General features: G+C 54.6%; 15 protein-coding genes. All 15 read left to right on the top strand.

The features are described from left to right. The first annotated feature begins 8 nt into the window (after positions 1 to 8). The 15 genes from R3I13_RS17835 (at position 9) to R3I13_RS17905 (ending at position 23,243) form a co-directional block, all read left to right on the top strand. On the top strand, positions 9 to 1,748 hold the full coding sequence (locus tag R3I13_RS17835; protein WP_346319315.1) for a RagB/SusD family nutrient uptake outer membrane protein: 1,740 nt from the start codon (positions 9 to 11) through the stop codon (positions 1,746 to 1,748). 9 nt (positions 1,749 to 1,757) lie between these two features. Continuing rightward, a complete protein-coding gene (locus R3I13_RS17840; RefSeq protein WP_346319316.1) occupies positions 1,758 to 2,987 on the top strand; it encodes an ElyC/SanA/YdcF family protein in 1,230 nt (409 codons plus the stop codon). A 44-nt stretch (positions 2,988 to 3,031) separates the two neighbouring features. Next, a complete protein-coding gene (locus R3I13_RS17845; RefSeq protein ID WP_346319317.1) occupies positions 3,032 to 4,615 on the top strand; it encodes an endonuclease/exonuclease/phosphatase family protein in 1,584 nt (527 codons plus the stop codon). 58 nt (positions 4,616 to 4,673) lie between these two features. After that, complete coding sequence (locus tag R3I13_RS17850; RefSeq protein WP_346319318.1) at positions 4,674 to 5,489, top strand: N-acetylmuramic acid 6-phosphate etherase; 816 nt, start codon at positions 4,674 to 4,676, stop codon at positions 5,487 to 5,489. Positions 5,490 to 5,496: 7 nt separating this feature from the next. After that, positions 5,497 to 7,431 carry a hypothetical protein gene (locus R3I13_RS17855; RefSeq protein WP_346319319.1) on the top strand — a complete coding sequence of 645 codons (1,935 nt, stop codon included), beginning with the start codon at positions 5,497 to 5,499 and terminating at the stop codon, positions 7,429 to 7,431. Between the two features lie 2 nt (positions 7,432 to 7,433). Further along, entirely contained in the window at positions 7,434 to 8,720 is a 1,287-nt protein-coding gene (locus R3I13_RS17860) for a sugar MFS transporter (protein WP_346319320.1), read from the top strand. Between the two features lie 25 nt (positions 8,721 to 8,745). Then, a complete protein-coding gene (locus tag R3I13_RS17865) occupies positions 8,746 to 9,603 on the top strand; it encodes an N-acetylglucosamine kinase (protein ID WP_346319321.1) in 858 nt (285 codons plus the stop codon). Positions 9,604 to 9,883: 280 nt separating this feature from the next. Next, positions 9,884 to 11,542 (top strand): trypsin-like peptidase domain-containing protein, encoded by a 1,659-nt coding sequence (locus R3I13_RS17870; RefSeq protein ID WP_346319322.1) that lies wholly within the window; start codon positions 9,884 to 9,886, stop codon positions 11,540 to 11,542. Positions 11,543 to 11,588: 46 nt separating this feature from the next. Then, positions 11,589 to 12,191, top strand: coding sequence for a sigma-70 family RNA polymerase sigma factor (locus R3I13_RS17875; protein ID WP_346319323.1), 603 nt, complete (start codon positions 11,589 to 11,591; stop codon positions 12,189 to 12,191). A gap of 62 nt (positions 12,192 to 12,253) precedes the next feature. Further along, positions 12,254 to 13,450 (top strand): FecR domain-containing protein, encoded by a 1,197-nt coding sequence (locus R3I13_RS17880; RefSeq protein ID WP_346319324.1) that lies wholly within the window; start codon positions 12,254 to 12,256, stop codon positions 13,448 to 13,450. Positions 13,451 to 13,677: 227 nt separating this feature from the next. Next, positions 13,678 to 17,271: a SusC/RagA family TonB-linked outer membrane protein gene (locus R3I13_RS17885; RefSeq protein ID WP_346319325.1), complete on the top strand. Its 3,594-nt coding sequence runs from the start codon at positions 13,678 to 13,680 to the stop codon at positions 17,269 to 17,271. 11 nt (positions 17,272 to 17,282) lie between these two features. After that, complete coding sequence (locus tag R3I13_RS17890; RefSeq protein WP_346319326.1) at positions 17,283 to 18,713, top strand: RagB/SusD family nutrient uptake outer membrane protein; 1,431 nt, start codon at positions 17,283 to 17,285, stop codon at positions 18,711 to 18,713. A 12-nt stretch (positions 18,714 to 18,725) separates the two neighbouring features. After that, a complete protein-coding gene (locus R3I13_RS17895) occupies positions 18,726 to 19,673 on the top strand; it encodes a hypothetical protein (RefSeq protein ID WP_346319327.1) in 948 nt (315 codons plus the stop codon). 315 nt (positions 19,674 to 19,988) lie between these two features. Beyond that, positions 19,989 to 20,918, top strand: a complete 930-nt coding sequence (locus tag R3I13_RS17900) for an ATP-binding cassette domain-containing protein (protein WP_346319328.1) — start codon at positions 19,989 to 19,991, stop codon at positions 20,916 to 20,918. Positions 20,919 to 20,942: 24 nt separating this feature from the next. Beyond that, complete coding sequence (locus R3I13_RS17905) at positions 20,943 to 23,243, top strand: Gldg family protein (protein WP_346319329.1); 2,301 nt, start codon at positions 20,943 to 20,945, stop codon at positions 23,241 to 23,243. The last annotated feature ends 10 nt before the right edge of the window (positions 23,244 to 23,253 follow it).

Here is a 23,253-nt window from a genome sequence, read left to right on the forward strand (position 1 = left end):
ATTGTTTTATGCACATAAGATCACTTTTATTGCTGCTGTTTACAGGTTGCTGCTTTATTTCCTGTAAAAACGATTTCCTGGAGCGTTATCCGCAAAGCGACATTAGTCCGCAGCAGTTCTTTAATACGGAAAAGGACCTGGAACTGTATACCAATAGTTTTTACGCCAGCCTGCCTGGAGAGAACATTTTTACGGCGGATTTTTCAAGCGATAACGTGAACGTTTCCGCGATAGACGAGGTGGTAACCGGGAGAAGGAGGGTATTCACAGACGCGGCTTCCGCCGGCTGGACCTGGACGGCGTTGTATAATATCAACTATTTCCTGGAGCAATATAACAAGGCTTCCATCCCGGCTGAGGCAAAGAATCATTACGCCGGCGTGGCCCGTTTTTTCCGCGCATGGTTTTATTTCGACAAATTAAAACGGTTCGGTGATGTGCCCTGGTACAGCAAGTCGCTGAACGCGGGCAGCCCGGAGCTTTACAGAGCCCGCGATCCCCGCAGCCTCATCATGGACTCCATTAAGGCGGATCTCGATTTCGCAGCAGCCAACCTCCGCACTGCCAAAACGCCGGCGCGCATCAACAAATGGACGGCACTTTCCCTCAAATCCACCGTATGCCTTTTTGAGGGAACATTCCGCAAATACCACCCGGAGTTTGGGCTGACAGGCTCGGCAAACACGCTGCTACAGGAAGCTGCGGACGCGGCCGGTGCCGTGATGAAAAGCGGGCAGTACAAGCTGGCCACCGGCGATGCCAATACGGTATACCTGAACCTGTTCTCCGCGCAAACGCCCAATGCCAACGAATTTATCTTAAGCCGCCTCTACGGGCTGGCAGTCAATAAATCGCATGCGGCCAACCAGATATTCACTTCCCCCACGCGTGGTAATCCCGGGCTTACAAAGTCGCTGATCGATTCTTACCTGATGAAGGACGGCACGCCTTTCTCCGCCGCACCCGGGTCTGCTACCATGCCCTTTTGGGAAGAAGTGGTGAACAGGGACCCGCGCCTGGCGCAAACCATCCGGACGCCCGGCTACCGGCGCATCGGCGCCGCGGTAAACCTGGTGCCGGATTATGCCAATGCCTTCACTGGCTACCAGAATATAAAATTTGTGTCCACGCCAGACCAGGATGCCGCCGCCTATACGCCGCTTCCCGTTATCCGTTTTGCAGAAGTGCTGTTGAATTATGCCGAAGCAATGGCCGAGCTGAACAAGCTTACCCAGGCGGAAGCGGACCGTTCCATTAACCTGTTGCGGGCCAGGGTAAATATGCCCGCGCTCACGGTCAGCGGCCTGACGGCAGACCCATTCCTGCTGGCGCAATACCGCCATACCACCGATCCCGTTGTGCTGGAGGTTCGCCGCGAACGCCGTGTGGAACTGGCCATGGAAGGATTCCGGTTCAACGACCTGATGCGCTGGAAGGAAGGGCATTTGCTCGCGGAAGTTTTTTACGGGGCCTACTATCCCGCAAAAGGCACGTACGACCTCGATGGCGACGGGAAAAACGACGTGGCTGTTGTGGATGTAAAACCTTCGCCTTCCACACCGGGTATACAATATTTCGTACTGCAGCCGGACAAAGCGCTGAGTGAGGGCGATAAAGGAAAGATCGTCGTTCACAGCAAAGTGACGAAAACATTCGATGAAGACAGGGATTACCTGTATCCGCTTCCGCTCAGCGAATTATTATTGAACCCGCAGCTGAAGCAAAACAATAAATGGCCTGAACAATAGGAACACAATATGATAAACATAAGATACCGGTCATGGCTATACGTTCTTTCGTGCACGCTGTTATTATCCGGCACAGTTCCCAAAGGAGACCCGGCGGTTTTACGCAGCAAGCTGTTTTACCTGCCGGTGCAGCTGGATGCGCATGCCGGTACGCAATCGGCCCTGGCGAATGATGCGGTATTGCAGCAGCTGGGCCGGGCCTACCGTGAACGCGTGCTCCGGGCGAGGAGGGAATGCACAAGCATGGCCTGTTACGCCGCGGCATTGCGCCTGGGGGAAGAGGAAACACGCCGGGCCGGCGACCGGCTGGTGGCGCATTACCTCCGGGAGAATAATATGAAGGACGTAGTGCGGGCGATACGTGCCGCGGGGTATTACAGCAAAGGCGACGTGCCGGCAGACACTGCATTGCTCCGTTTTGCATGGGAGCAGACGGCGGCAGGCATGAACTACATTTTTGATACCTACCTCGCAGGCGGGCGGCCGCGATATGCCATCATTGATTCCATCTCGTTCAATGTAAACGATCCTTCCTTCAGATCGCTCACGGAGAAAATGCTGGACAGGCAGTTGAAAAAACAAACGGCATCCCGGCCATACCATGCATTACCACTGGCCCTGGCCATGGAAACGTTGCTGATCAACGGCCGCGATGAAGCAGCCCGCTACGAGCCGCTGACGGGCGGACAGAACGCGGAGGCTTATGCAGCCATTGCCCGTACCGAATGGGAGAAATACCCTTACACCGCTTTGCTGGTACCGGGATTCGGGCCGGATTCGCCGGGCGTGCGCATAGACCACCGGGCGGTGGCAAGGTGTAAAATGGCTGCTGAAAGGTTCAACCGCAAAATGGCGCCCTTCATTATCGTATCCGGCGGGCATGTGTACCCGCACCGCACGCCTTACAGCGAGGCCGTGGAAATGAAAAGATACCTCGTGCAGGAACTGCATATCCCGGCATCGGCCATCATCATCGAGCCGCATGCGCGGCATACGACTACCAACATGCGGAACGCGGGGAGGCTGCTGTACCGCTTCAACATGCCGGTGAACAAACCCGCCCTGGCAGTAACAGATACAGCCCAGGTACTGATGATCGCGAACCTTGATCAGCGCTGTATGAGAGAGCTGGGCATCGTGCCGTACCGGGGCGTGAAGATATTGAACGGGAACGAAGCGGAGTTTTACCCCGTGAAACATTGCTTTTTTATCAACGTACAGGACATTTCAGATCCCTGATGAAACATAGTGGAAGATTGGTTTATCAACTTAAAATCTTTACAATGAAACAATCCATTCATCAATCGTTTATTTTGCTGTTGTTCCTCTGCGGCGCCAGCCTCTTGTTTTCCTGTCATAAGATCAAAGAAGTGGAAGAGCCCGGCCAGCGGGCTGAGCTGCGAAGTAATGCGCAGGCTGCTTCCCTGGCGGACCTGAAGGTAATGCATTATAATATCCATGGAGGCATTGGCATAGACGGCGTTTACAACCTGCAGCGTATTGCGGATGTGATCAGCGCGGCAGATCCTGATGTGGTGTCGTTGAACGAGATACATAAAAATTTCGAAGCCGCCACGAACTACGAGGACCAGGTTGCCTGGCTGGCCAATGAGCTGGATATGTACCCTGTTTTCCAGCGAACCACCTGGAAAAGCGCCATTCCCGAGTCGGGTGGCAAAACAAGGGAGTTCGGGCATGCGATCCTCAGCAAATACCCGGTAGAAGTGCTCAATGCCCGGCTTTATGACGCCCACGACAGCCACTATTTCGGCCTGCTGGAAACGAGGATCGTGATAGACGGCCACCCGGTGCTTTTTTATGTTACGCATCTTGCAGCAGATACTTCGATCCTGAGGCTGCAGCGGCAGCAATTGAAAGTTTGGATGGATGAGAACTACGGCACCAAGATATTGCTTGGCGACCTGAATGCCACGCCTGGCAACGCGAACATCCTTTCCATCAAAGAAACGATGGTAGACGCGTTCGAAGGACAGAACACCGCCTATACCTTCAAATCCAATAATCCCACTGTGCGCATTGATTATATCCTGGGTACTTCCAATATCACTTTCAGCAACAGCACCGTGATACAAAACCAGTATTCCGATCATTTCGCGATCGTGGCCAATGCATCGGTAGGCACGTCGAAGCTGAAGCTGATGCAGTACAACATCAGGCATGGTGAAGGCATGGACGGCGTGGTGGACCTTCAAAGGATCGCCGGCGTGATCCGCGCTTCCAAAGCGCAGGTGGTGGTGCTGAATGAAGTGGACCGGAATTACGACGCGCGCAGCAATTACGTGGACCAGCTGCTGTGGCTGGCGAATGAACTGGGGATGTATTACGAGTTCCAGAAAACCACCTGGAAATCGGCCATTCCCGCATCCGGGAACAAGGAACGGCAATTCGGGCACGGCATCCTGAGCAAATACCCTATTACCAAATCATTCACCGAAAGCTGGCTTTATACGGACTACACCACGCATTACATGGGGCTGCTGAAAGCAAGGATAAGCGTGAACGCCAACCCATTGTATGTATACGTTACCAATCTTGGCAGCACATCCGCCGAACGCCTGCTGCAGGCACAAGAGGCGGACTCTTTGGTGAACCTCGGCAATCATACCTGGAAAGTATTCGCCGGCACATTCGCCGACGTGCCGGGCAGCGCGCCTGTCAATACTGTCCTGACGAGCTTCACGGATGTTTTTGCAGGACAAACGGCATATACCGTTCCTGCGGACGCGCCCTCGTCGCGTGTCGATTATATTTTCGTGAAAAGTCCTGTAACGGCCGGCAACAGCGCTGTTATCAACTCACAGGCATCCACGCACAGGCCCATTGTTTGCGGCATTGATATGCAATAAGAACACCCGGTTCCATCAGTAATGAAAAATTGAGATCATAATAAACAAAACCATGAACATGTTAAAAGTAACGGAAGAGCCGTCCAGGTACAGGCATCTTGAGAAAATGACCATTGAAGAGATTACCGCCGGCATCAACCGGGAAGACCAGTTGGTGGCCATGGCGGTGGAAAAGGAGCTGCCCCGGCTGAATGCGCTGATCCAGGCCGTGGTGGGAAAGCTGCGGCAGAGCGGAAGGTTGTTCTACCTGGGAGCCGGCAGCGGCGGCCGTTTGTCGGTGCTGGACGTCATTGAAATGCCCACTACCTACGGCGTGCCGAAGGGCATGCTCAACGCAGTGCTGGCCGGCGGTACGGACCGCCTTGTGGAAGCGCTGGAAGAAAAAGAAGACGATACGGAAGACGGATGGCGCCAGTTGCAGGCGCTGAAGATCAGCAAAAAAGATATCGTAATAGGTATTTCCGCAAGCGGCACTACGCCCTTTGTGCTGGAGGGTTTAAAGAAATGCCGGGAGCATGGCATTGCCACCGGCTGCATCGTGAGCAACCCCGGTTCTCCCATTGCGGCGGCGGCCGATTTCCCGGTGGAAGTGATCACCGGGCCGGAGTTTGTTTCCGGCAGCACCCGCATGAAGTGCGGCACGGCGCAAAAGATGATCTTCGATATGATCAGCACTACCACCATGATACAGCTGGGCAGGGTGGAAGATAACCGCATGGTGAATGTGGCGCTGATCAATAACAAGATCATAGACAGGGCGGTGAAGATGCTGATGTCCAGGGCCGGGATACAGGATTACGAAACGGCCAGGAAGCTGCTGATCGCTCATGGCAGCGTCAGGAAAGCATTGGATCATCTTTCGGAAAGAATATAAAGAACATATGAAAATGCGCTTAATTACCGGGCTGGCATTGTTGCTGAGTGCACAGGCAGGCTTTGCACAGGACGGGTTTATGACAGGAACGGGCACCGTACACATCGATCCGGATACGAACGCCGTGTATTCAGCCGCGCTGGCGGGTTATGGCGTGCCAAGGGAAGGACGCTTCAGCCTCACCTGGCAGCCTGTACAATCCGTAAAAGGCATAACGGCCCTTACTTCGGCGGACGGCAGGTTGTTTGCTGCCAACCTGCAGGGCGACTGGCTGACGGGCACTCCCGCAGCAGATACCTTTCAGTGGAAAGCGGTTGGAAAAACAGTGGCGCTGAAGGCGCTCGCAGCGATGAGCGGGAAGTTCTATGCTGTGGATACCGCCAGCGAAATACTGGAAGGCATCGCGGGCACGAATGGCGTTAGCTGGAAAAAACGCGGCAGTCCTGGCCCGGTAACTGCGCTGGCGCAGCTGCATGGCAAACTATATGCCACCGTAGGAAACGCATTGATGGAAGGAACGGTCACAGCGAAAAAGATCACCTGGCGGCCGGCAGGCGAAGCGCCGCGTTTTATCAGCTTAACCGGTAATGGCCGCGAGCTGTACGGCGTGAACAGCGGCGACAGCCTGTGGACGGGTGTTCCGGGCCCGCAGGGTATCACATGGCGGCAGATCGGACGTAAGAATGATATCACCTGGAAGGTCGCCGCCAGGCAGCTGGCCGTGCTCCATCATACTTTGTATGCGGCAGACGGTCAGGATGTGCTGCATAAAGGCAGCCACAAAACGATGAACGACCTCACGGCCCGCGCCCTGGCGATCCGCAAAAACGGCCGGACGGCCGTGATCGCAGGCATAGACGTGTGCGGCTTTAATGCGTCGCTGGGCGCAGCGGTGAAAGAAGCCATTTTCAAAAGCAGGAATATACCGCCTTCCGCCATCCTGCTCAACGCATCGCATACACACTTTGCGCCGGTCACCCAAACATGGATCACCTGGGGCGACTTTTATCATTTCCCCGACAGCAGTTACCTGGACAAAGTGGTGAAAGCAGGCATCATCCGCGCGATTGAAACAGCGCTCGACAATTTATCGCCTTCCCGTCTCTACTTTACCAGAGGCGCCACGCAGATCGGGCATAACCGCAGGGCCGGGGCCAATGCCGCCCAGCCATACGACAATGTGGTGGACGTATTGAAGATCACCGATACACAGGATAAGACCAGGAGTGTGCTGTTCCTTACCGGTTGCCACCCGGTGTTCAGGAATGCAGGTGAAGAATCGTTTACCCTTGGCGCCAACTATCCCTCCATCGCACGGAAGCTGGTGGAGCAACGCACGGGTACGGATAATGCCGTGTTCATACAGGGCTGCGGCGGCGATATCAATCCCCGGAGCAGCGATCACCGGCAAACGGGAGCGGAGCTGGCGGCGGATGTGCTGCATGTGCTGGATTCCGGGCTGCAGCGCATAGAAGGGGATATCAGCTTTTTCATGGACACGGTGAACATTCCCGTGCAGCCCTGGAGTGCGGACAGCGTATTGCGGTTCAAAGCGGCGAACGAAGGAAAGCCGGGAGACATTGAAGCGGAAAAGAATGTGCGCTGGGCCAACCTGATGCTGCAGCGGTACAAAGATCACCAGGTCGAAAATATTCTGCCGGAATACGTGCAAACGATCAACATCGGCAACTGGAAGTTCGTGGGCATTTCCCGCGAAGCCGTTACCGAATATGGCAAAGGTATCCGCGGCATATGGCCGGATAAACTGGTGTCCGTAGCCGGGTATTGCAATGATGTGGCCAGCTACCTGCCGGCGGCGTGGCACATCCGCGCAGGCGTGTACGAGGGCTTTGGATCGTTCTTCTGGTATGGTCAGCCGGGGCTTCCGCCGCTGGATGTTTATGAACAGGTGATAGAGGCGGTAAGGCAGAAAAACAGGTAATAATGATGTATACAGCACGGAACCATTCGAAAGCGGCCGATCCCGGCAGGGCCATCGTTATGATCGGGATATTATTTTTTGTATTTGGCTTCGTAACATGGCTGGGGTCTGTTCTTATCCCTTACCTGCGGATCGCATGCCAGCTGACCAACTTTGAATCTTACCTGGTCACATTTGCCTTTTATATTTCTTACCTGGTGATGGCCCTGCCGGCGGCAGGCATATTAAAATTCACCGGCTTCAAAAACGGGATGGCGGCAGGTTTGCTGATTATGGCCGCGGGAACGCTCATGTTCATTCCCGCCGCGCTGAGCAGGACCTACGGGCTTTTCCTGGCAGGCCTGTTCGTACAGGGCACCGGCCTTTCCATCCTGCAAACAGCTTCCAATCCTTACATCACGATCCTGGGACCGAGGGAAAGCGCTGCGAAGCGGATCAGCATCATGGGTATCTGTAATGGCGTGGCAGGTATCATTGCCCCTATTGTGCTGGGCATGGTGGTATTAGAGGACGCGGATGCATTGCAGGGCAGCATAGCCACTATGAGCCCTGCGGCCCGCGAGGTTGCACTGGATGCGCTCGCCAATAAAGTGATAGGGCCGTATAGCCTGATGGCAGCGGCATTGACAGTGCTGGCCGTCGCCATTTATTTTTCATCCCTGCCGGAAGTGAATGCGGAGGAAGAAGAAAATAACGGCGGGGAACAGGTAGCGGAGAGGAGCAGTATTTTCCGGTACTCACATTTGCTGCTCGGCGTAGCGGCTTTGTTTCTTTATGTGGGCGTGGAAGTGGTGGCTGCGGACACGATTATCAGCTACGGCGCGTCGCAGGGCATTGCACTGGCAACCGCGAAGTTCTTCACCAGCTTTACTTTGAGCGGCATGCTGCTGGGTTATATGATCGGGATCATTTGCATTCCGCGGTATATCAGCCAGCGGCAGGCATTGATCATTTCTTCCTTCACGGGTATCGCCTTTGCCTTCACAGCGCTGCTCCTGGACGGTGTGGCGTCGGTATTTTTCATCGCCATGCTGGGTGTTGCCAATTCGCTGATGTGGCCTTCTATATGGCCGCTGGCCATTCATGGATTGGGCCGGTTCACAAGGATAGGTTCGTCCATGCTGGTGATGGCCATTGGGGGCGGGGCGGTCATTCCCTTGCTGTACGGGCACCTGGCTGATGCCTGGAGCCCGGGGCAGGCCTATTGGATCCTGATCCCCTGCTATTTATTCATTACCTTTTACGCATTAAGAGGCTACAGGGCCGGTTTGCCTGCAGAGAAGGCCTGAGATTTTTTACGTTTAAAATTTATACATGAAACTGATCGCAGATGGCGGGTCCACCAAAGTCAGCTGGTGCCTGATCTGCCCGGGAGAGGAATTGTTGTATTTCAGTACGGAAGGATATAATCCGTATTATGTGGACAGTCAATATATCCACCAGTCGCTGCACAAAGCGTTGCCCGCGAAAGTGCCGCGGGAGGCGGTAACGGAAGTGCATTTTTACGGCGCGGGCTGCGAGCCTTCCACCGAAGCGGTGGTGATAGCGGCGCTCCGCGCTTTGTTTGAGAACGCCGCGGTTTCAGTAGGCAGCGACCTGCTGGCGGCCGCCAAAGCTTTATTGGGTAACGAACCCGGTTTTGCGGCCATTCTCGGTACTGGTACAAACACCTGCCTCTACGACGGGAAGCAGGTCATACAATCCATCGATCCGCTCGGATATATGCTGGGCGACGAAGGCAGCGGCAGCTACATCGGGAAGAAATTACTCATCGCGTATTGCCGCGAATATCTCCCGCTGCCGCTCCGGCAGGAGTTTTTGTCGGTCTATGGATTAACAAAAGAACAGATCATGGAACGCGTGTATAAAGACCCGCTGGCAAACCGCTTCTGTGCGGGGTTTGCAAAATTTGTGCACCAGCGCCTGGATGATGAGTTTGTATACCGGCTGGCAACAGATGCATTCCATGATTTTTTCCGTTCCCTGGTTTGCCATTACCCGGGTTATGCCGGGTACACGCTTAATTGCGCAGGTTCCATCGCTTTTCATTTTGAAGACCTGCTGAAGAAAACCGCCGCACATTATGGTATGGCCACCGGCAAGATCATACAGGACCCGATACAGGGGCTGGCGGACTATTACCGGCAGCAGGGAGCTGTTAAAATAGAATGACTGGTTGTAAGCAATTGCTTACAACCTTTCCAAGCGACGTTCCCCTGCCATTCCTTCCCTAAATATTGCCAGTCATTATTCCCCGGTGCTGCCCAAAATGCCGTTTTACCTTTGATACCAAATTGATCCCTTTTTGTTCCCATTCAGGTTATTTTGCAGGCCAGAACCAATCAAATCAAAGACCAGGTTTATTTCCCTATCCGATAAAGATGCAAATCCTTTCCCATAGCGGGAGTGCCTTTTGCAGGCTACGTCCGGTAGTGCCAATCAAAATTTCCATATGAGATCCGACAAAGTAAAAATAAGAGCCGCTGTCCTTATCGCGTTGCTGTTTATCGTTGCGGAAGCATTCGGCCAGCAGAAAATGGCGACGGATGCGGCCATCCGGCAAGCGGTCAAAAAGTCCTGGAGTGCTTCCGTGAAGGCGTTTGCATACGATACCCTGCGGCGCGCACAGGCTGGCGGGCCTTTTAGCGCAGTGGTGGTTACCGCGGACGGATACATGCTCACCGTCGCGCATGCTACCAGGCCCGGCATGATCTACAAGATCTTTTTCCCCGACGGCAGAACTGCCCTGGCACAGGGCATGGGCAGGATAGACCTGAACGAAGAGCAGACCCTGCCTGATATTGCCGTGATGAGAATACTGGATGCAGGCGCCTGGCCTTTTGCGGAAATGGGCTCTTCGGGAAATCTCACGAAAGGCACGCCCTGCCTGATGCTGGCGTACCCTGAATCTACCGGCCTGCCGTTGCCGAATGTCCGTTTCGGGTATATTACCGATCCCCTTGACAGGAATAAATTCGTGGTGTCTGATTGTACGATGGAAGTCGGCGATTCCGGCGGTCCTGTATTTGATCTTGAAGGAAGAGTGATAGGGTTAAACAGCCGCTGCGCGACCGGCGAAGGGATCAACTACCATGTTCCCGTGGATGAGTATAAAAAATACTGGACCTCGCTGGTGAAGCAGCAGAATTACACGAAATACCCGGAAGACAGCTCGATAACCGCTTTATCGCATCCCGCACTTTCGCCGGAACCGCCGCTGCCGTCGCTGCAGCTGGAGAAAAGCTGTTTGCCGGTCCATATTATCAGCCAGGTGAATGATCAGCCCAAAGAAACCGCGGGCACTATCTGGAAAACCAACCGCAACGGAACCTGGATCATCGGCAAAAGTTCCGACCTGGGCGAATCGCCCGTGATCCGTGCTGCTAAAAGAAAAGACGTGCCACTGAAAGTGCTGGCCCGCAATGTGGAAAACGACCTTGTGCTGCTGTTTTCCGATGAAAGGCTTACAAACGGTAATTATGAACTCAGCCGGCATTTCCGCGCGGATACGCTTGCCCTGGGCAATTTTATTTATGTGCCTTTACCTTCCGGGCAGCAAAAGAGGGGCGTGGTGAGCACTGCTGCCACGAATATGCCGCCTCGCAGCACTGCCGGTTACCTTGGATTGATGCTGATAGACAAGAACGATGTGCCCACCGTGGAATTCCTTGACCCCGACGGCCCGGCAGGCATGGCGGGTATCCGGAAAGGCGATGTTTTTGTCAGGCTCAACGGCGCACAACCCGCGGGCGCTGTAGGTTTCAGCAACGAACTGCTGAAGTTCCCGCCGCTGCAAACCATTACGATCGGCCTGGCGCGCGGCGATAGTCTTATACAAAAAGAAGTGGCCCTGGGAGAACGCCCTGTACCACGTGCAACACATGCTTCGGAATTATTTGAAGGCGGCAAAAGCAGGATACGGGACGGTTTTAAAGGTGCCTGGCTTTGTGACGCACATGTAAAGGCAATCGAATGCGGGGCGCCGGTATATAGCGCAGACGGTGAATGGTGCGGCATCGTGATCGCCCGCTTCAGCAGGACGGCTACGGTGATCCTGCCGGCTTCCCTGGTCAGGGATTGGCTCAGCGGGCCGGACCGCCCGCCTTTTTAATTTCTCGCAGATTGTTTACATTTACCCGTCATTGGAATCAACGAATTTGTCAACCGATCTGCCATACGAAGACGCCGAACTGATCATTTTATTTCAGCAGGGCGAACGGGTAGCCCTGCATGCGGTCTATGAGCGCTTTTTGCGGCCGCTCTGCTATTTCACCGACCAGATGGTGGAAGATACCATGGCGTCGGAAGACATTGTTTCCGAATGTTTCATCCAGGCTTTCAAAAGAAAGGAAGATTTCCCCTCCATACCACACCTGAAATCATTTTTATATACGTCTGCCCGCAACGCCGCGCTCAATCACCTGAAGGCGCAGAAACGGCACGGCGATGTCCATCACTCGCTGGAAAAGGCCGCGGAGCGGCTGGATACGGACGTGGAAAAAGCATACATCAAGACAGAAGTAATGCAGCTGATCTTTTCAGAGATCGAAAAGCTGCCGCCCCGCTGCCGCGACGTGGTGCGCCTGGCTGTTATAGACGGCAAAAGCGCCCAGGAGATCGCCACGGAGCTGAATATGGCCTATCAGACGGTTTTAAATCAGAAAGCAAAAGGAGTAGGGCTGTTGCGCACCGCCCTGCTGAAAAATGAACTCATCTCCCTGCCGGTGCTCATTGCAGCCCTTTCGCTGCTGCGCACCTGAAAATTTTTTTTGAGAGCGGCTGGTAGATTTTGACGCGTTAGTTGTTTTAGGGGTATATGGGCATGATAGAGAACAATGACCAGATCATCCGGCTGATTGGCAAATACCTGGAAAACAGCCTGGATGAAGCAGAGCAACGTACATTAGACGAATGGCTGAACGCCGCCGAGGACAACCGCAGGCTGCTCGGGGAACTGACCGACCCGCAGCTGGTGGCCCGGGGGCTGCGCCAGTTTTATGCCTACGATTCCCACCGCATTTCCCAAAAGATCGAAGAAGAAATACCGGCCTTTGCCGCTCCCGCGCCTGCGCCTGTACACCGCCTGCACTTCCTGCGCCGCTGGGGATGGGCGGCCGCGGCCGTATTGTTCCTTGGCGCCGGCGCCTGGTACTGGGCCGCACAGCAGAAAACCGTCCAACCCTATGTGGCTGCCGCGCCCGCGGAAATACCGCCCGGCCGCGACGGGGCCATCCTTACCCTGTCTGACGGCCGCAAAGTGGTGCTCGACAGCCTGGCCAACGGCGTAATCGCGCAGCAGCACGGTACGGACGTGGTGCTCTCCAACGGGCAACTGAGCTATAACGATGCCGGCAGCGATGCTTCCGCCATCGCCTACAATACAATGACCACGCCCCGCGGGCGGCAGTTCCGCGTCACCTTGCCCGACGGTACGAAGGCGTGGCTGAATGCAGCCAGCTCCATACGTTACCCCGTTGCTTTTACAGGCAGCGAGCGCAAAGTGGATATAACCGGGGAAGTATATTTTGAAGTGGCGAAAGACGCCTTCAAACCTTTCCTCGTGAACGCCGCGGGCAAAGCAACCATCACGGTGCTGGGCACGTCCTTCAACGTGAATGCTTATGAGAATGAAAAAACGGTCGCCGCTACGCTGCTGACCGGTATCATAAAAATGTCCGCGCCAACGGATGCCAGCAAAGAACCTGTGCTGGGCCCCGGCCAGCAGGCCGCTGTAAGCCGCGCCAATGGCCGGATACAGGTGCTCAGCGTAGACCAGGATAAGATCATGGCCTGGAAAAACGGTCTCTTCAATTTTGAAGGGGCCGGCATAGAAGACGTGATGCGCCAGCTGGAACGCTGGTACGACATCAGCGTCGTATACGAAAACGGGATACCGGATATCACATTCCTGGGAGAAATAAACAGGCAGATCGCATTGCCCGATCTGTTGGAGATATTAAGAAGAACAGACGTTGGATTCAGGATCGAAGGACGTACACTGATCGTACTGAACAACTAGCATACAACAGGACAACAAGGGGTTAAAAAATATCAGATTAAGAACCAGCCAAACAAAGAACCGTCACGGGTTGCAGCCGTGACGGTCTCAAATGATCCGGTTGAGGCTTAAATGGACTTGCTATTCTCATTTATTAACAACCAAATCGCTTGCAATTTATGCAAAAAAAATGCTATTGGCCGCCCGGTAACCGGGGAAAATACGGCCCGACCAAAATCATTATTGTGATGAAACTGACTGCGATCCTCATAATGGCCGCAATTTTCCAGGCTTCTGCTTCCGGCCATGCACAGACCGTCACCTTGTCTGCCAGGACTATACCTTTAAAGAACGTATTTGCCGCCATCAAGGCGCAGACCGGCTACGTGGTGTTCAGCAATGCCAATACCATCGACGAGAACCACAACATTACGCTTTCCGTAAAGGATATGCCATTGGAAGAGCTGATGGACCTGGTGCTGAAAGACCTGCCGGTTACTTACATGATCAAAGGCAAGACCATCGCATTGTCCCGAAAGGCGGCGCCCGCACAGCCGGACCCTACGCTGAGTTCCGCGAGCGGCACCATCCGGTCGGCAGCGGGGGAGCCATTGCCCGGTGTGTCTATCCACGTAAAGGGTACCAATATCGGCGCCATTTCCGCAACCAACGGGAATTTTTCACTCATTGGCATTCCTAACGACAAGGCCGTGGTGATATTTTCCATGCTGGGCTACGAGCCTGTTGAGATCGCCTTCCGCCAGACGGCCAACGGGTTCATTGCATTTGCCGTAAAACGCGACCAGGCGGGCCTGCTGAGGTCCACGGAAAGCTGGGCTCCTTCGCTTTCCCTCACCATGCGCAACCGCGACCTTTCCATCAACGATGTGGTGGTGAACGGGTATTCCAGCATCAACAAAGGCAGTTATGTCGGCTCCATTTACAGCGTGCGCGCCGATGATATCAAAATAGCCGGTGAAACCAGCATCGACCAGATGCTGCAGGGCGTGGTACCAGGCATGAGCGTGATGGTGCAGTCGGGCCAGGTGGGCGCTACGCCGAAGATCCGCATCCGCGGTACTTCCACCATCCTGGGCAACCAGGAGCCGGTGTGGGTGGTAGACGGCATCATCCAGCGCGACCCGCTGCCATTGCCGCCCAACAGCGGCAGCCTTGCCGGCGACCTCAACGACCTGCGTCTCATCGCTTCCAGTGCCGTCTCCTGGCTGAACCCCAACGATATTGAAACGATCACCGTGCTGAAAGACGCTTCCGCGACTGCCATCTACGGCTCGCAGGCGGCCAACGGCGTGATCGTGCTCACCACTAAAAAGGGAAGGCCCGGGCAGATGTCCGTTTCCTACAGCACCAGCCTTTCCCTGGGCCAGCGCCCCAAATATGCGCAGTACGACCTGATGAACTCGCAGGAGCTGATGAAGTTCTCCAAAGAAGTGTACGAAGGCCGCGATTCCTACACCCAGGGCGTAATGCCCATCGGCTACGGCGCGCTCGTGCAGCAGCTGCAAGACAAACAGATCACCTACGATGAATATATAGCAGGGTACCGCAAGCTGGAAAACCAGAATACCGACTGGTTCAAATATCTTTTCCGCAACTCCTTCAGCCAGAACCACAGCGTGAGCATCTCGGGCGGTACGGAAAAGCTGATGAACCGTACCTCGCTGAATATGCAACGGCAGGTGGGAGAGGCGAAAGGCAACAGCCTCCGTTCTTTTTCTGCTTCCTCCAATACCACGCTCCGCCTGGGCAGCCGTCTCACCGTGAACCTGGTGCTGAATGGCAGCATGAATAATACCGAAGGGTTTGCTTACGGCGTAAGCCCTTTCGATTACGCGTACAACACTTCCCGTACGATACCGATGTACAATGAGGACGGCACTTTGTTTTACCACGAAAAACGCGGTGTTGGCAGCACCGCCATCCCCGGCAAGAACAGCTACCTCTATAACATACAGAACGAAATTGACAATACCGGTTCCGGCAATACGAACAGCACGCTCAGCACCACTGCCGATGTACGTTTGCAGCTGGTGAAAGGGCTGGAGTACCAGGGGCTGCTGTCTTATTCTTCCGTCACTACCCGCCAGAAATCCTATGCCACCGAGCTCTCCTGGTATATCACGAACGAGCGCGGTTACGACTTTGGCAGCGTGCCTTCCAACTCCGCCGAGGAAAAAAGCAGCCGCCTGCCTTTCGGCGGCCTGGTGGCGTTCCAGAATTCCTCCAACAAGAGTTATACGCTCCGCAACAGCCTTGTATACAACCGCATCTTCAACAAAGTGCATTCCATCACGGCGCAGGGCGGTATCGAAGCGCGTTCCTCGGATATGGAAAGCGACCTTGCCACCCGCTACGGTTACCTGCGCTACCGCGGCGAAAGTTATGCGCCGGTGCCGCAGAAGCCCGTGCTCATCAGCGGCAACAGGGAAGACCTGCATGAAGCCATGCGCCTGAACTCACGCATTACAACACAGGAAAGCAATTACCTGAGCGAATATCTGTCCGTATTCTACGGTTACGACCAGCGTTATATATTCAACTTCAACGCCCGCGTGGATGCTTCCAACCGCTTCGGCCAGGACAAGAACAAACGCTTCCAGCCCACATGGTCCGTTGGCGCCAAATGGCGCGCTTCCAACGAAAAATGGCTGCAGAACGTGGCCTGGCTCAACAACCTGGACCTTTTCGCCACATATGGATACCAGGGTAACGCGGTGGAAGCAGTGTCTCCCTACCTCATTGCAACAGACGGCGGCCTAAGCAACCTTTACAACCAATACATCCTCAACATCAAATCGCTGCCTTACTATGACCTGGGCTGGGAAAAGACCAAAACCTGGAACCTCGGAATGGACCTTTCACTGTTCAACGGCAGGGTGAGCGCTGCGGCCAACTACTTCAGGAAAATAAGCAATGTGCTGTCTCCAAGGGAAGTGCCCGTGGAAAACGGGATGGATGCGGCGATCGTGTTCGGTTCGCAGATAGAGAACTATGGTTACGACTTCGTTGTGAACGTGATACCTGTGCGCACGAAGGACTTCACCTGGCAGCTGGGCCTTAACAGCGGCCGTACGCGCAACGTGGTAAAGGATAACCAGAAGATCAACCTGCTGAACGATTACCTGAACGGCAGCGCCGTGCTGAACGGGAAACCGTATTCCACTTTCTATTCCTACTCCTTCGCCGGCCTGAACCATAATAACGGCGTGCCGATGTTCAATTACCTGGATGGCAAGCTGACCGACGATTACAGGAACTTCCTGGTGGAAAGCGGGAAGCTGGAGCCGGATTTCACCGGCGGCCTCAGCACTTCGCTGCGCTACAGGAATTTCACGTTCTCCGCCATGTTCTCCCTGGCATTCGGTGCGGATAAACGCCTGCCCGTGTATTACAATGCTTCCGGCGCGCCCACACCCGAGCAAAATGCGCCGCGTATACTTGACCAGCGCTGGAAAAAGCCAGGAGACGAGCAGTATACGAACATCCCGGCTGTTCCGCCCGGCAACCCGAACAGGTTTTATGTGCCGCTGCCGTTGCTCACGACGAGCACAACCAATTTCTATTCTCCTTACGACCTGTATAACAATTCCGACATCATGGTGGCCAGCGCAGATTTCATCCGCTGCCGCCAGCTAGCCCTCAATTATCAATTCGGGCCGGCTGTGCTGAGGGCGCTGCATGTCAGGAACCTGTCCTCTTCCTTCAGCCTCACGAATCCTTTCTTTATCGCCTTCGATAAGGACTGGAGGGGATACGATCCTGAAACTGCAGGCTGGCCTGCACGCAGGGTGACTTCTATATCATTTAACATGACCTTCTAACACCGACGCGCATGAAAAATAAATTATTTGCAATACCGATGATCGCCGCTGCCCTTGCGCTGGGCGGATGTTCCAAGTTCCTGGAGGAAAAATCCCAGAGCGACGTGGTGCCTAAAACCGTAGTAGACTTCCGTGAGCTGCTGCTGGGGTCCGGCTATCCCGGGGCGGCACAGCCCGCAAGCGCCGTCTACCTCATGGACGATGATGTGGACCTTTTCATTGAATACGGCCAGAGCTCAGGCTTTCCCATCGTTGGTACGAACTCGGTAAAGACCCATTACCTGCTTTACACCTGGCAGCCGCGCCAGGCGGAAGAAAACGGCATTGGCGACCGTATTGGCGATGTTGCCGCCAACTCTTCGTATTACGCGCTTTACGAACGCATCAAAGGCTGCAATGCCGTGCTGGATTACGTGGACGATGCCATCGGCACACAGCAGGAAAAGGACCGCGTTAAGGCGGAAGCACTTGCTATCCGTGCGTTTCACTACTTTACGCTGGCCAATCTTTACGGCGATCCCTACAACCAGAACCCGAACGGGCCGGCTGTGCCGCTGAAGATGAACTCAACTGTAGAGGCCGAATTTCCCGCACGCAATACTGTTGCAGAGGTGTATGAGGCAATAATCAAAGACCTGGACGAAGCCGCCCGCCTGATGGACCCGCTGCCCGTGGTGCGGAAGGATTATCATATCAACCAGCCGGCGATCCACATCCTGCTTTCAAGGGTGTACCTCCATATGGACAAGTGGGAAGAGTGTGCTGCCGAAGCGAACAAAGCTTTTGATCTTGGGGCTACTATCCCGAACCTCACCGGTATTACTACCGGTCCCTGGATAACTTACGACAACGCAGAAGTAGAATGGATGTACGGCGGCACCTTCCAGATGTATGGCCAGACCGAATACAGGCCTGCCCCCGAATTCCTGGCGGGTTTCAGCGCCAGCGACGTCCGCCGCAAATACGGTTTCCTGGAACAGTCAAGCGGAACCGTGTTGCTGAACAAACTCCTATCCAACGGCCCGAACACGATCGTGCAGGCCGTCCGCGCTTCCGAAGCGCTGCTGAACCGCGCCGAAGCAAATGTGCAGCTGAACAAGCTGGGCGATGCGCTGAAAGACCTCAACGACCTGCGCCGCCGCCGCATTACCGGGTATGCAGACGTGAGCATCAGCGACAAGGCTACGCTATTGGCAGAGATCCGCAACGAGCGCCGCAAGGAGTTCTGCTACGAAGGTTTCCGCTGGTTCGACCTGCGCCGCTACGGAAGGCCCGCCATCACGCACCGTTACCAGCATGATATCGCAGAGCCTATCCTGCAGTATACCCTTGCTGAAAAGGATCCCGCGTATACACTGCCTTTCCCTTCAGGGCTGCTGCTGCGCAATCCCAAGCTCACCCAAAATCCTTCCGCGGCTATGCACGAGCGGATCGGACAATAAATTCCTGAACTCATGACACGCATTCACATGAAATATATTTTCTTCCTCGCTTTTGCCGGCAGCCTGTTCCTGGCCGCCTGTAAAAAAGACGCTGCCATCGGGCCGCCGGTAGAGATCAAACCCGATTACGTACTGCCGCAGGGCAATGCACCGAAAGAAGCGAACGACAAGATCCAGCAATTGTACGATACATACGGTTCGTATTTCCTGTACAACTTCACCCAGAAGGATTTTGAATGGATCCAGTCAGCAGGCAGCAGCGCCAGCAAGATCGATACCGCCGTGCTGGGCAACCCCGCCTATGCCGGGGATATGCTGGCCCTGCTGGAAGACGTATGGCTGAAGTTCCTGCCGGAAGACTTTAAGAAAAAGGGCGGCATTCCTTACCGGGTATTCATGGCAGACAGCATCCGCCAGTACCGCGTTGGTTTCCCGCCAGGCAGGGAATATCTCTATTTCGATTACAAGGTGGTCGGCAAGGCGGTTACGTTCGCCGGCATGAACGTTTCCCTGCGCACGCTTACACCCGAGCAGAAAGTGGCAAAAAAGAACCTGATCTTCGGCGTGATGTGGAGCTACTACCAAAGCGCAAAGATCATCGATATTCCCGCTGCGTTCTATAACGTGAGCAACTACACTGCGCCGAAGCCCGCCATTCCTGTCAACGCCGCCAACCCGGCTAACCTGGAGGCATACCGGCAAATGGGTTTCCTGCCTTCTTCTTACCTCACCAACGGCAATCCTCTTGAATGGCTCAGCTTCAGCGATTTCAGCTGGACTTCCAACAAAAGCAACGACATCAGTTCTTTCCTGATGCACATCACGCAGCGTACAGACGCACAGATGGCGCCATTTCTTGACAACTACCCGTTGATCAAACAAAAATTCGATATCCTCGTCAAATACTATAAAGATAAATACGGTATTGACGTAAGAGCTATCGCCAACGCGACCTATTGATCCCTGTTTATGGCTGCTCTCCGGCAAACCGGCGGAGGGCAGCCATTTCCGATCCTTCCGCCAATGTAACAGCCGGTCCGCCCGAAAGCGGCGGACCCTTCAACAAATTCAACAAACGGGTAAAAACAGGCAAACAACGTCCTCTTCATAAGCAGCAAGTGAAGCCCCGATGTTTATCGGGGCTTCCTGTTTCGCTGTTCCCGTCCGTAGGCTGCATTTGCCTTTCATCAATAATTGGGTTGAAGACAGGTAGAAAGGAAGGAGTTGGTTGTTTCAGGAATGCCTTCAAACAATTACGTAAACAATACTTACTGAATGGAAAACGCCATTGTAAAAGTTGAAAATCTGTCTCACCGCTACACTGCCCAATGGGCGGTGCGTGATATCAGTTTCGAGATACGCAGCCAGGGAGTGGTAGGCCTGCTGGGCTCCAACGGGGCCGGTAAATCCACCACGATGAATATTATCTGTGGCGTGCTGAAGCAAACCAAAGGCAAAGTGTTCATCAACGGCACAGACCTGGACAAGAACCCGGTAGCGGCCAAACGGAACATCGGCTTTATGCCGCAGAAACTGCCGCTGCACCTGGATTTCACGGTGGAGGAATACCTGACCTACTGTGCAGACCTTCGCCTGGTGGATAAATCGCAGGTAAAAAAAGCCGTGGCCGAAGCTGCTGAAAGATGCGGCGTGCTGCATTTCAGGGACCGCCTGCTGCGCAATCTCTCCGGCGGTTACCAGCAACGCGTGGGCATTGCCCAGGCCATCGTGCACAGCCCGCGCTTCGTGGTGCTCGACGAGCCTACGAACGGGCTCGATCCCAACCAGATCGTGGAAGTACGCCACCTCATCCGCGATATCGCGAAAGACCGTTCCGTACTGCTGTCTACCCACATCCTCTCCGAAGTGCAGGCCACCTGCCAGGAGATCAAGATGATAGACCAGGGGCAGCTCGTGTTCTCAGGCACCATGGATATGTTCGACAACTACATAGAACCCAACAGCCTCATCCTCTCGCTGGATGAACCGCCTGCGGGAGATGAGCTGCTGCAGCTCGAAGGCGTGCGCTCCGTGGAGCAGATCGGTCCGTACCGATTCCGCCTCGGCTACGACGGCGACAAGAACACCACCCGGCGCGTAGCGGCCGCCAGCGTGGACCGTGGCTGGGGGCTGATGGAGCTGGTAGTGGAAAAAAGCTCGCTGGATGCTGTATTCGCAAGACTGTCCGGGAAGGCCGGTAAATAATGCACCTAAAAAGACGTCATCAAAATGAGACAAATATATAAGATCGCAAAAGCGGAACTCTATACATTATTTTATTCGCCCATCGCCTGGATGATCCTCGTGATCTTCGCTTTCCAGACCGCCTTCGTATTCAGCGGCGCACTGCAGGAGCTGGTGCGTTACCAGGAATTAGTGGACGGTATCGGCGCGGGCACCTTCGGGCTGTTCGGCGGGCAACTTTCGTTGTTCCCGGCCGTGCAGGGTTATCTTTATCTCTACATGCCCCTGCTCACCATGGGGCTCATGAGCCGCGAGCTGAGCAGCGGTTCCGTAAAGTTGCTGTATTCTTCACCGCTCACTTCCTCGCAGATCATTTCCGGTAAATTCCTGGCGATGATGCTGTATAGCCTGGTACTGATCGGCATTTTGCTGGTATACGTTGTGATCGGCGGGGTTAAAATAGAAAACTTCAGCTGGCAGGAAGCATCTTCAGGGCTGCTGGGCCTTTACCTGCTGATGTGCGCCTATTCGGCCATCGGCCTGTTTATGTCATGCCTTACCAGTTACCAGGTAGTAGCCGCATTGGGCACGCTGGTGCTGCTGGGCCTGCTGAACTATATCGGCAAAGTATGGCAGGATATTGAATTCGTGCGGGACCTCACGTACTGGTTATCTATTTCAGGCCGCACCACTACGATGATCAGGGGATTGATCTGTTCTGAAGACGTGCTGTACTTCATGATCATCATGGCGCTGTTCCTCGCCCTGGCAGTGCTCAGGCTGCAGGCCAGCCGCGCGCATGCTTCCTTCGCATCCGTATGGGGTAAATATTCCCTGGCGCTGATCGTGGCGCTCATGCTGGGATATATCACTTCACGGCCGAAAATGATGAGCTATTACGACGCTACCGAAACGAAAAGGAACACGCTTACGCCTGCCAGCCAGGATGTGGTGCGGAAAATGACCGGCGGGCTCACCATTACCACCTACGTGAACCTGCTGGACCGCGAAGCCTTCAACGGCCTGCCATCGCAGGTGAACGAGGATAAGGACCGCTTCTCCCAGTACCTGCGCTTTAAGCCGGAAACAAAGTTCCGTTACGTTTATTATTATGACAAATCCGTGAACCCCGCCTTCAGAAGCCCGAAAGAGCCGAAGAACCTGCCGCTGGACGAACAGGCGAAAAAAAGAGCGGAAGTGATGGACATCGATGTGGATATGTTCCTTAAGCCGGAAGAGATCAAAAAGAAGATCGACCTCAGCGCGGAAGGCAACACTTTTGTGCGCGTGGTGGAAAGGGAGAACGGGCAGAAATCATACCTGCGCCTGTACAACGACATGATGAAGTTTCCCAGCGAAGCGGAGATCACCGCCGCGTTCAAACGCATGGTGATGAAGCTGCCGCGCATCGGCTTCCTGGCCGGCGGCCGCAAGCTGGAAGGCGAACGCGCGAAAGACTATACCCTTTTCTCTTCGGAAAGAACTTTCCGCTATGCCCTCACCAACCAGGGCTCCGATGTGGAAACGCTGGACCTTTCAGGCGATAAGCAGATACCCAAAGACATGGACATCATCGTGATCGCGGACCTGAAAGAGGCGCCGGATTCCAACGTCAGCAAAAAACTGGATGCCTACATCGCAGCAGGCGGCAACCTGGTAGTGACGCTGAAACCGGGTTCTAAAGTGATGGAAGATTTCATCGCGCAGTTCGGCCTCAAAACCGTGCCTGGCCAGCTCGTGCAGCCAAAGCTGGACGTAGCCGGCAATGTGGTGATCTGCGTGCCGACCAAAGAAGGCAAAGCCCTCGCGGAAATATTCGACAACATGGACCAGCGCGGCCAATGGGTAGGCATGGTGAATTCCGCCGGGCTGGAGAAAGCGGAAGACAAAGGCTTCAAGTTCACGCCGATCATTTCCAGCAGGGATACGATGAAGACCTGGAATGAGCTGCAGACGATCGATTTCGTGAACGACTCCGCCAGCCTCGATCCCTCCACCGGCGAGAAACAAGCTACTTATGTGACTATGATGGGCCTTTCCCGCCAGGTAGGTAAAAAAGAACAGCGCATCGTGGTGCTGGGAGATGCGGACTGCATCAGCAACGAGGGCATGACCCCGCCGATCCGCCGTTATGGCGCTTCCAACTTCAACATCATCCCGGGCATGTTCCACTGGCTGTCTTATGGCAACGTGCCGGTGGACGTGAGCCGCCCTGCGCCTACAGACAACCAGATTCACATGAAAAAGAACGGCGCGAAAACCGCGAAAACGGTCCTGATGTGGGTATGGCCCGGCATCATGCTGCTGGCGGGCATTATCCTGCTTATCAGGCGCCGGAGAAAATAAAAGCAACGTT

Source organism: Chitinophaga sp. YIM B06452 (assembly GCF_039655965.1).
Taxonomy (GTDB): Bacteria; Bacteroidota; Bacteroidia; order Chitinophagales; family Chitinophagaceae; genus Chitinophaga.

Excerpts from the sequence above, each read along its gene's own strand:
- R3I13_RS17865 (WP_346319321.1), top strand. The coding sequence starts at position 8,746 with ATGAAACTGATCGCAGATGGCGGGTCCACCAAAGTCAGCTGGTGCCTG.
- R3I13_RS17870 (WP_346319322.1), top strand. The coding sequence starts at position 9,884 with ATGAGATCCGACAAAGTAAAAATAAGAGCCGCTGTCCTTATCGCGTTG.
- R3I13_RS17880 (WP_346319324.1), top strand. The coding sequence starts at position 12,254 with ATGATAGAGAACAATGACCAGATCATCCGGCTGATTGGCAAATACCTG.
- R3I13_RS17840 (WP_346319316.1), top strand. The coding sequence starts at position 1,758 with ATGATAAACATAAGATACCGGTCATGGCTATACGTTCTTTCGTGCACG.
- R3I13_RS17900 (WP_346319328.1), top strand. The coding sequence starts at position 19,989 with ATGGAAAACGCCATTGTAAAAGTTGAAAATCTGTCTCACCGCTACACT.
- R3I13_RS17835 (WP_346319315.1), top strand. The coding sequence starts at position 9 with ATGCACATAAGATCACTTTTATTGCTGCTGTTTACAGGTTGCTGCTTT.
- R3I13_RS17895 (WP_346319327.1), top strand. The coding sequence starts at position 18,726 with ATGACACGCATTCACATGAAATATATTTTCTTCCTCGCTTTTGCCGGC.
- R3I13_RS17885 (WP_346319325.1), top strand. The coding sequence starts at position 13,678 with ATGAAACTGACTGCGATCCTCATAATGGCCGCAATTTTCCAGGCTTCT.
- R3I13_RS17890 (WP_346319326.1), top strand. The coding sequence starts at position 17,283 with ATGAAAAATAAATTATTTGCAATACCGATGATCGCCGCTGCCCTTGCG.
- R3I13_RS17850 (WP_346319318.1), top strand. The coding sequence starts at position 4,674 with ATGTTAAAAGTAACGGAAGAGCCGTCCAGGTACAGGCATCTTGAGAAA.
- R3I13_RS17860 (WP_346319320.1), top strand. The coding sequence starts at position 7,434 with ATGATGTATACAGCACGGAACCATTCGAAAGCGGCCGATCCCGGCAGG.
- R3I13_RS17855 (WP_346319319.1), top strand. The coding sequence starts at position 5,497 with ATGAAAATGCGCTTAATTACCGGGCTGGCATTGTTGCTGAGTGCACAG.
- R3I13_RS17905 (WP_346319329.1), top strand. The coding sequence starts at position 20,943 with ATGAGACAAATATATAAGATCGCAAAAGCGGAACTCTATACATTATTT.
- R3I13_RS17845 (WP_346319317.1), top strand. The coding sequence starts at position 3,032 with ATGAAACAATCCATTCATCAATCGTTTATTTTGCTGTTGTTCCTCTGC.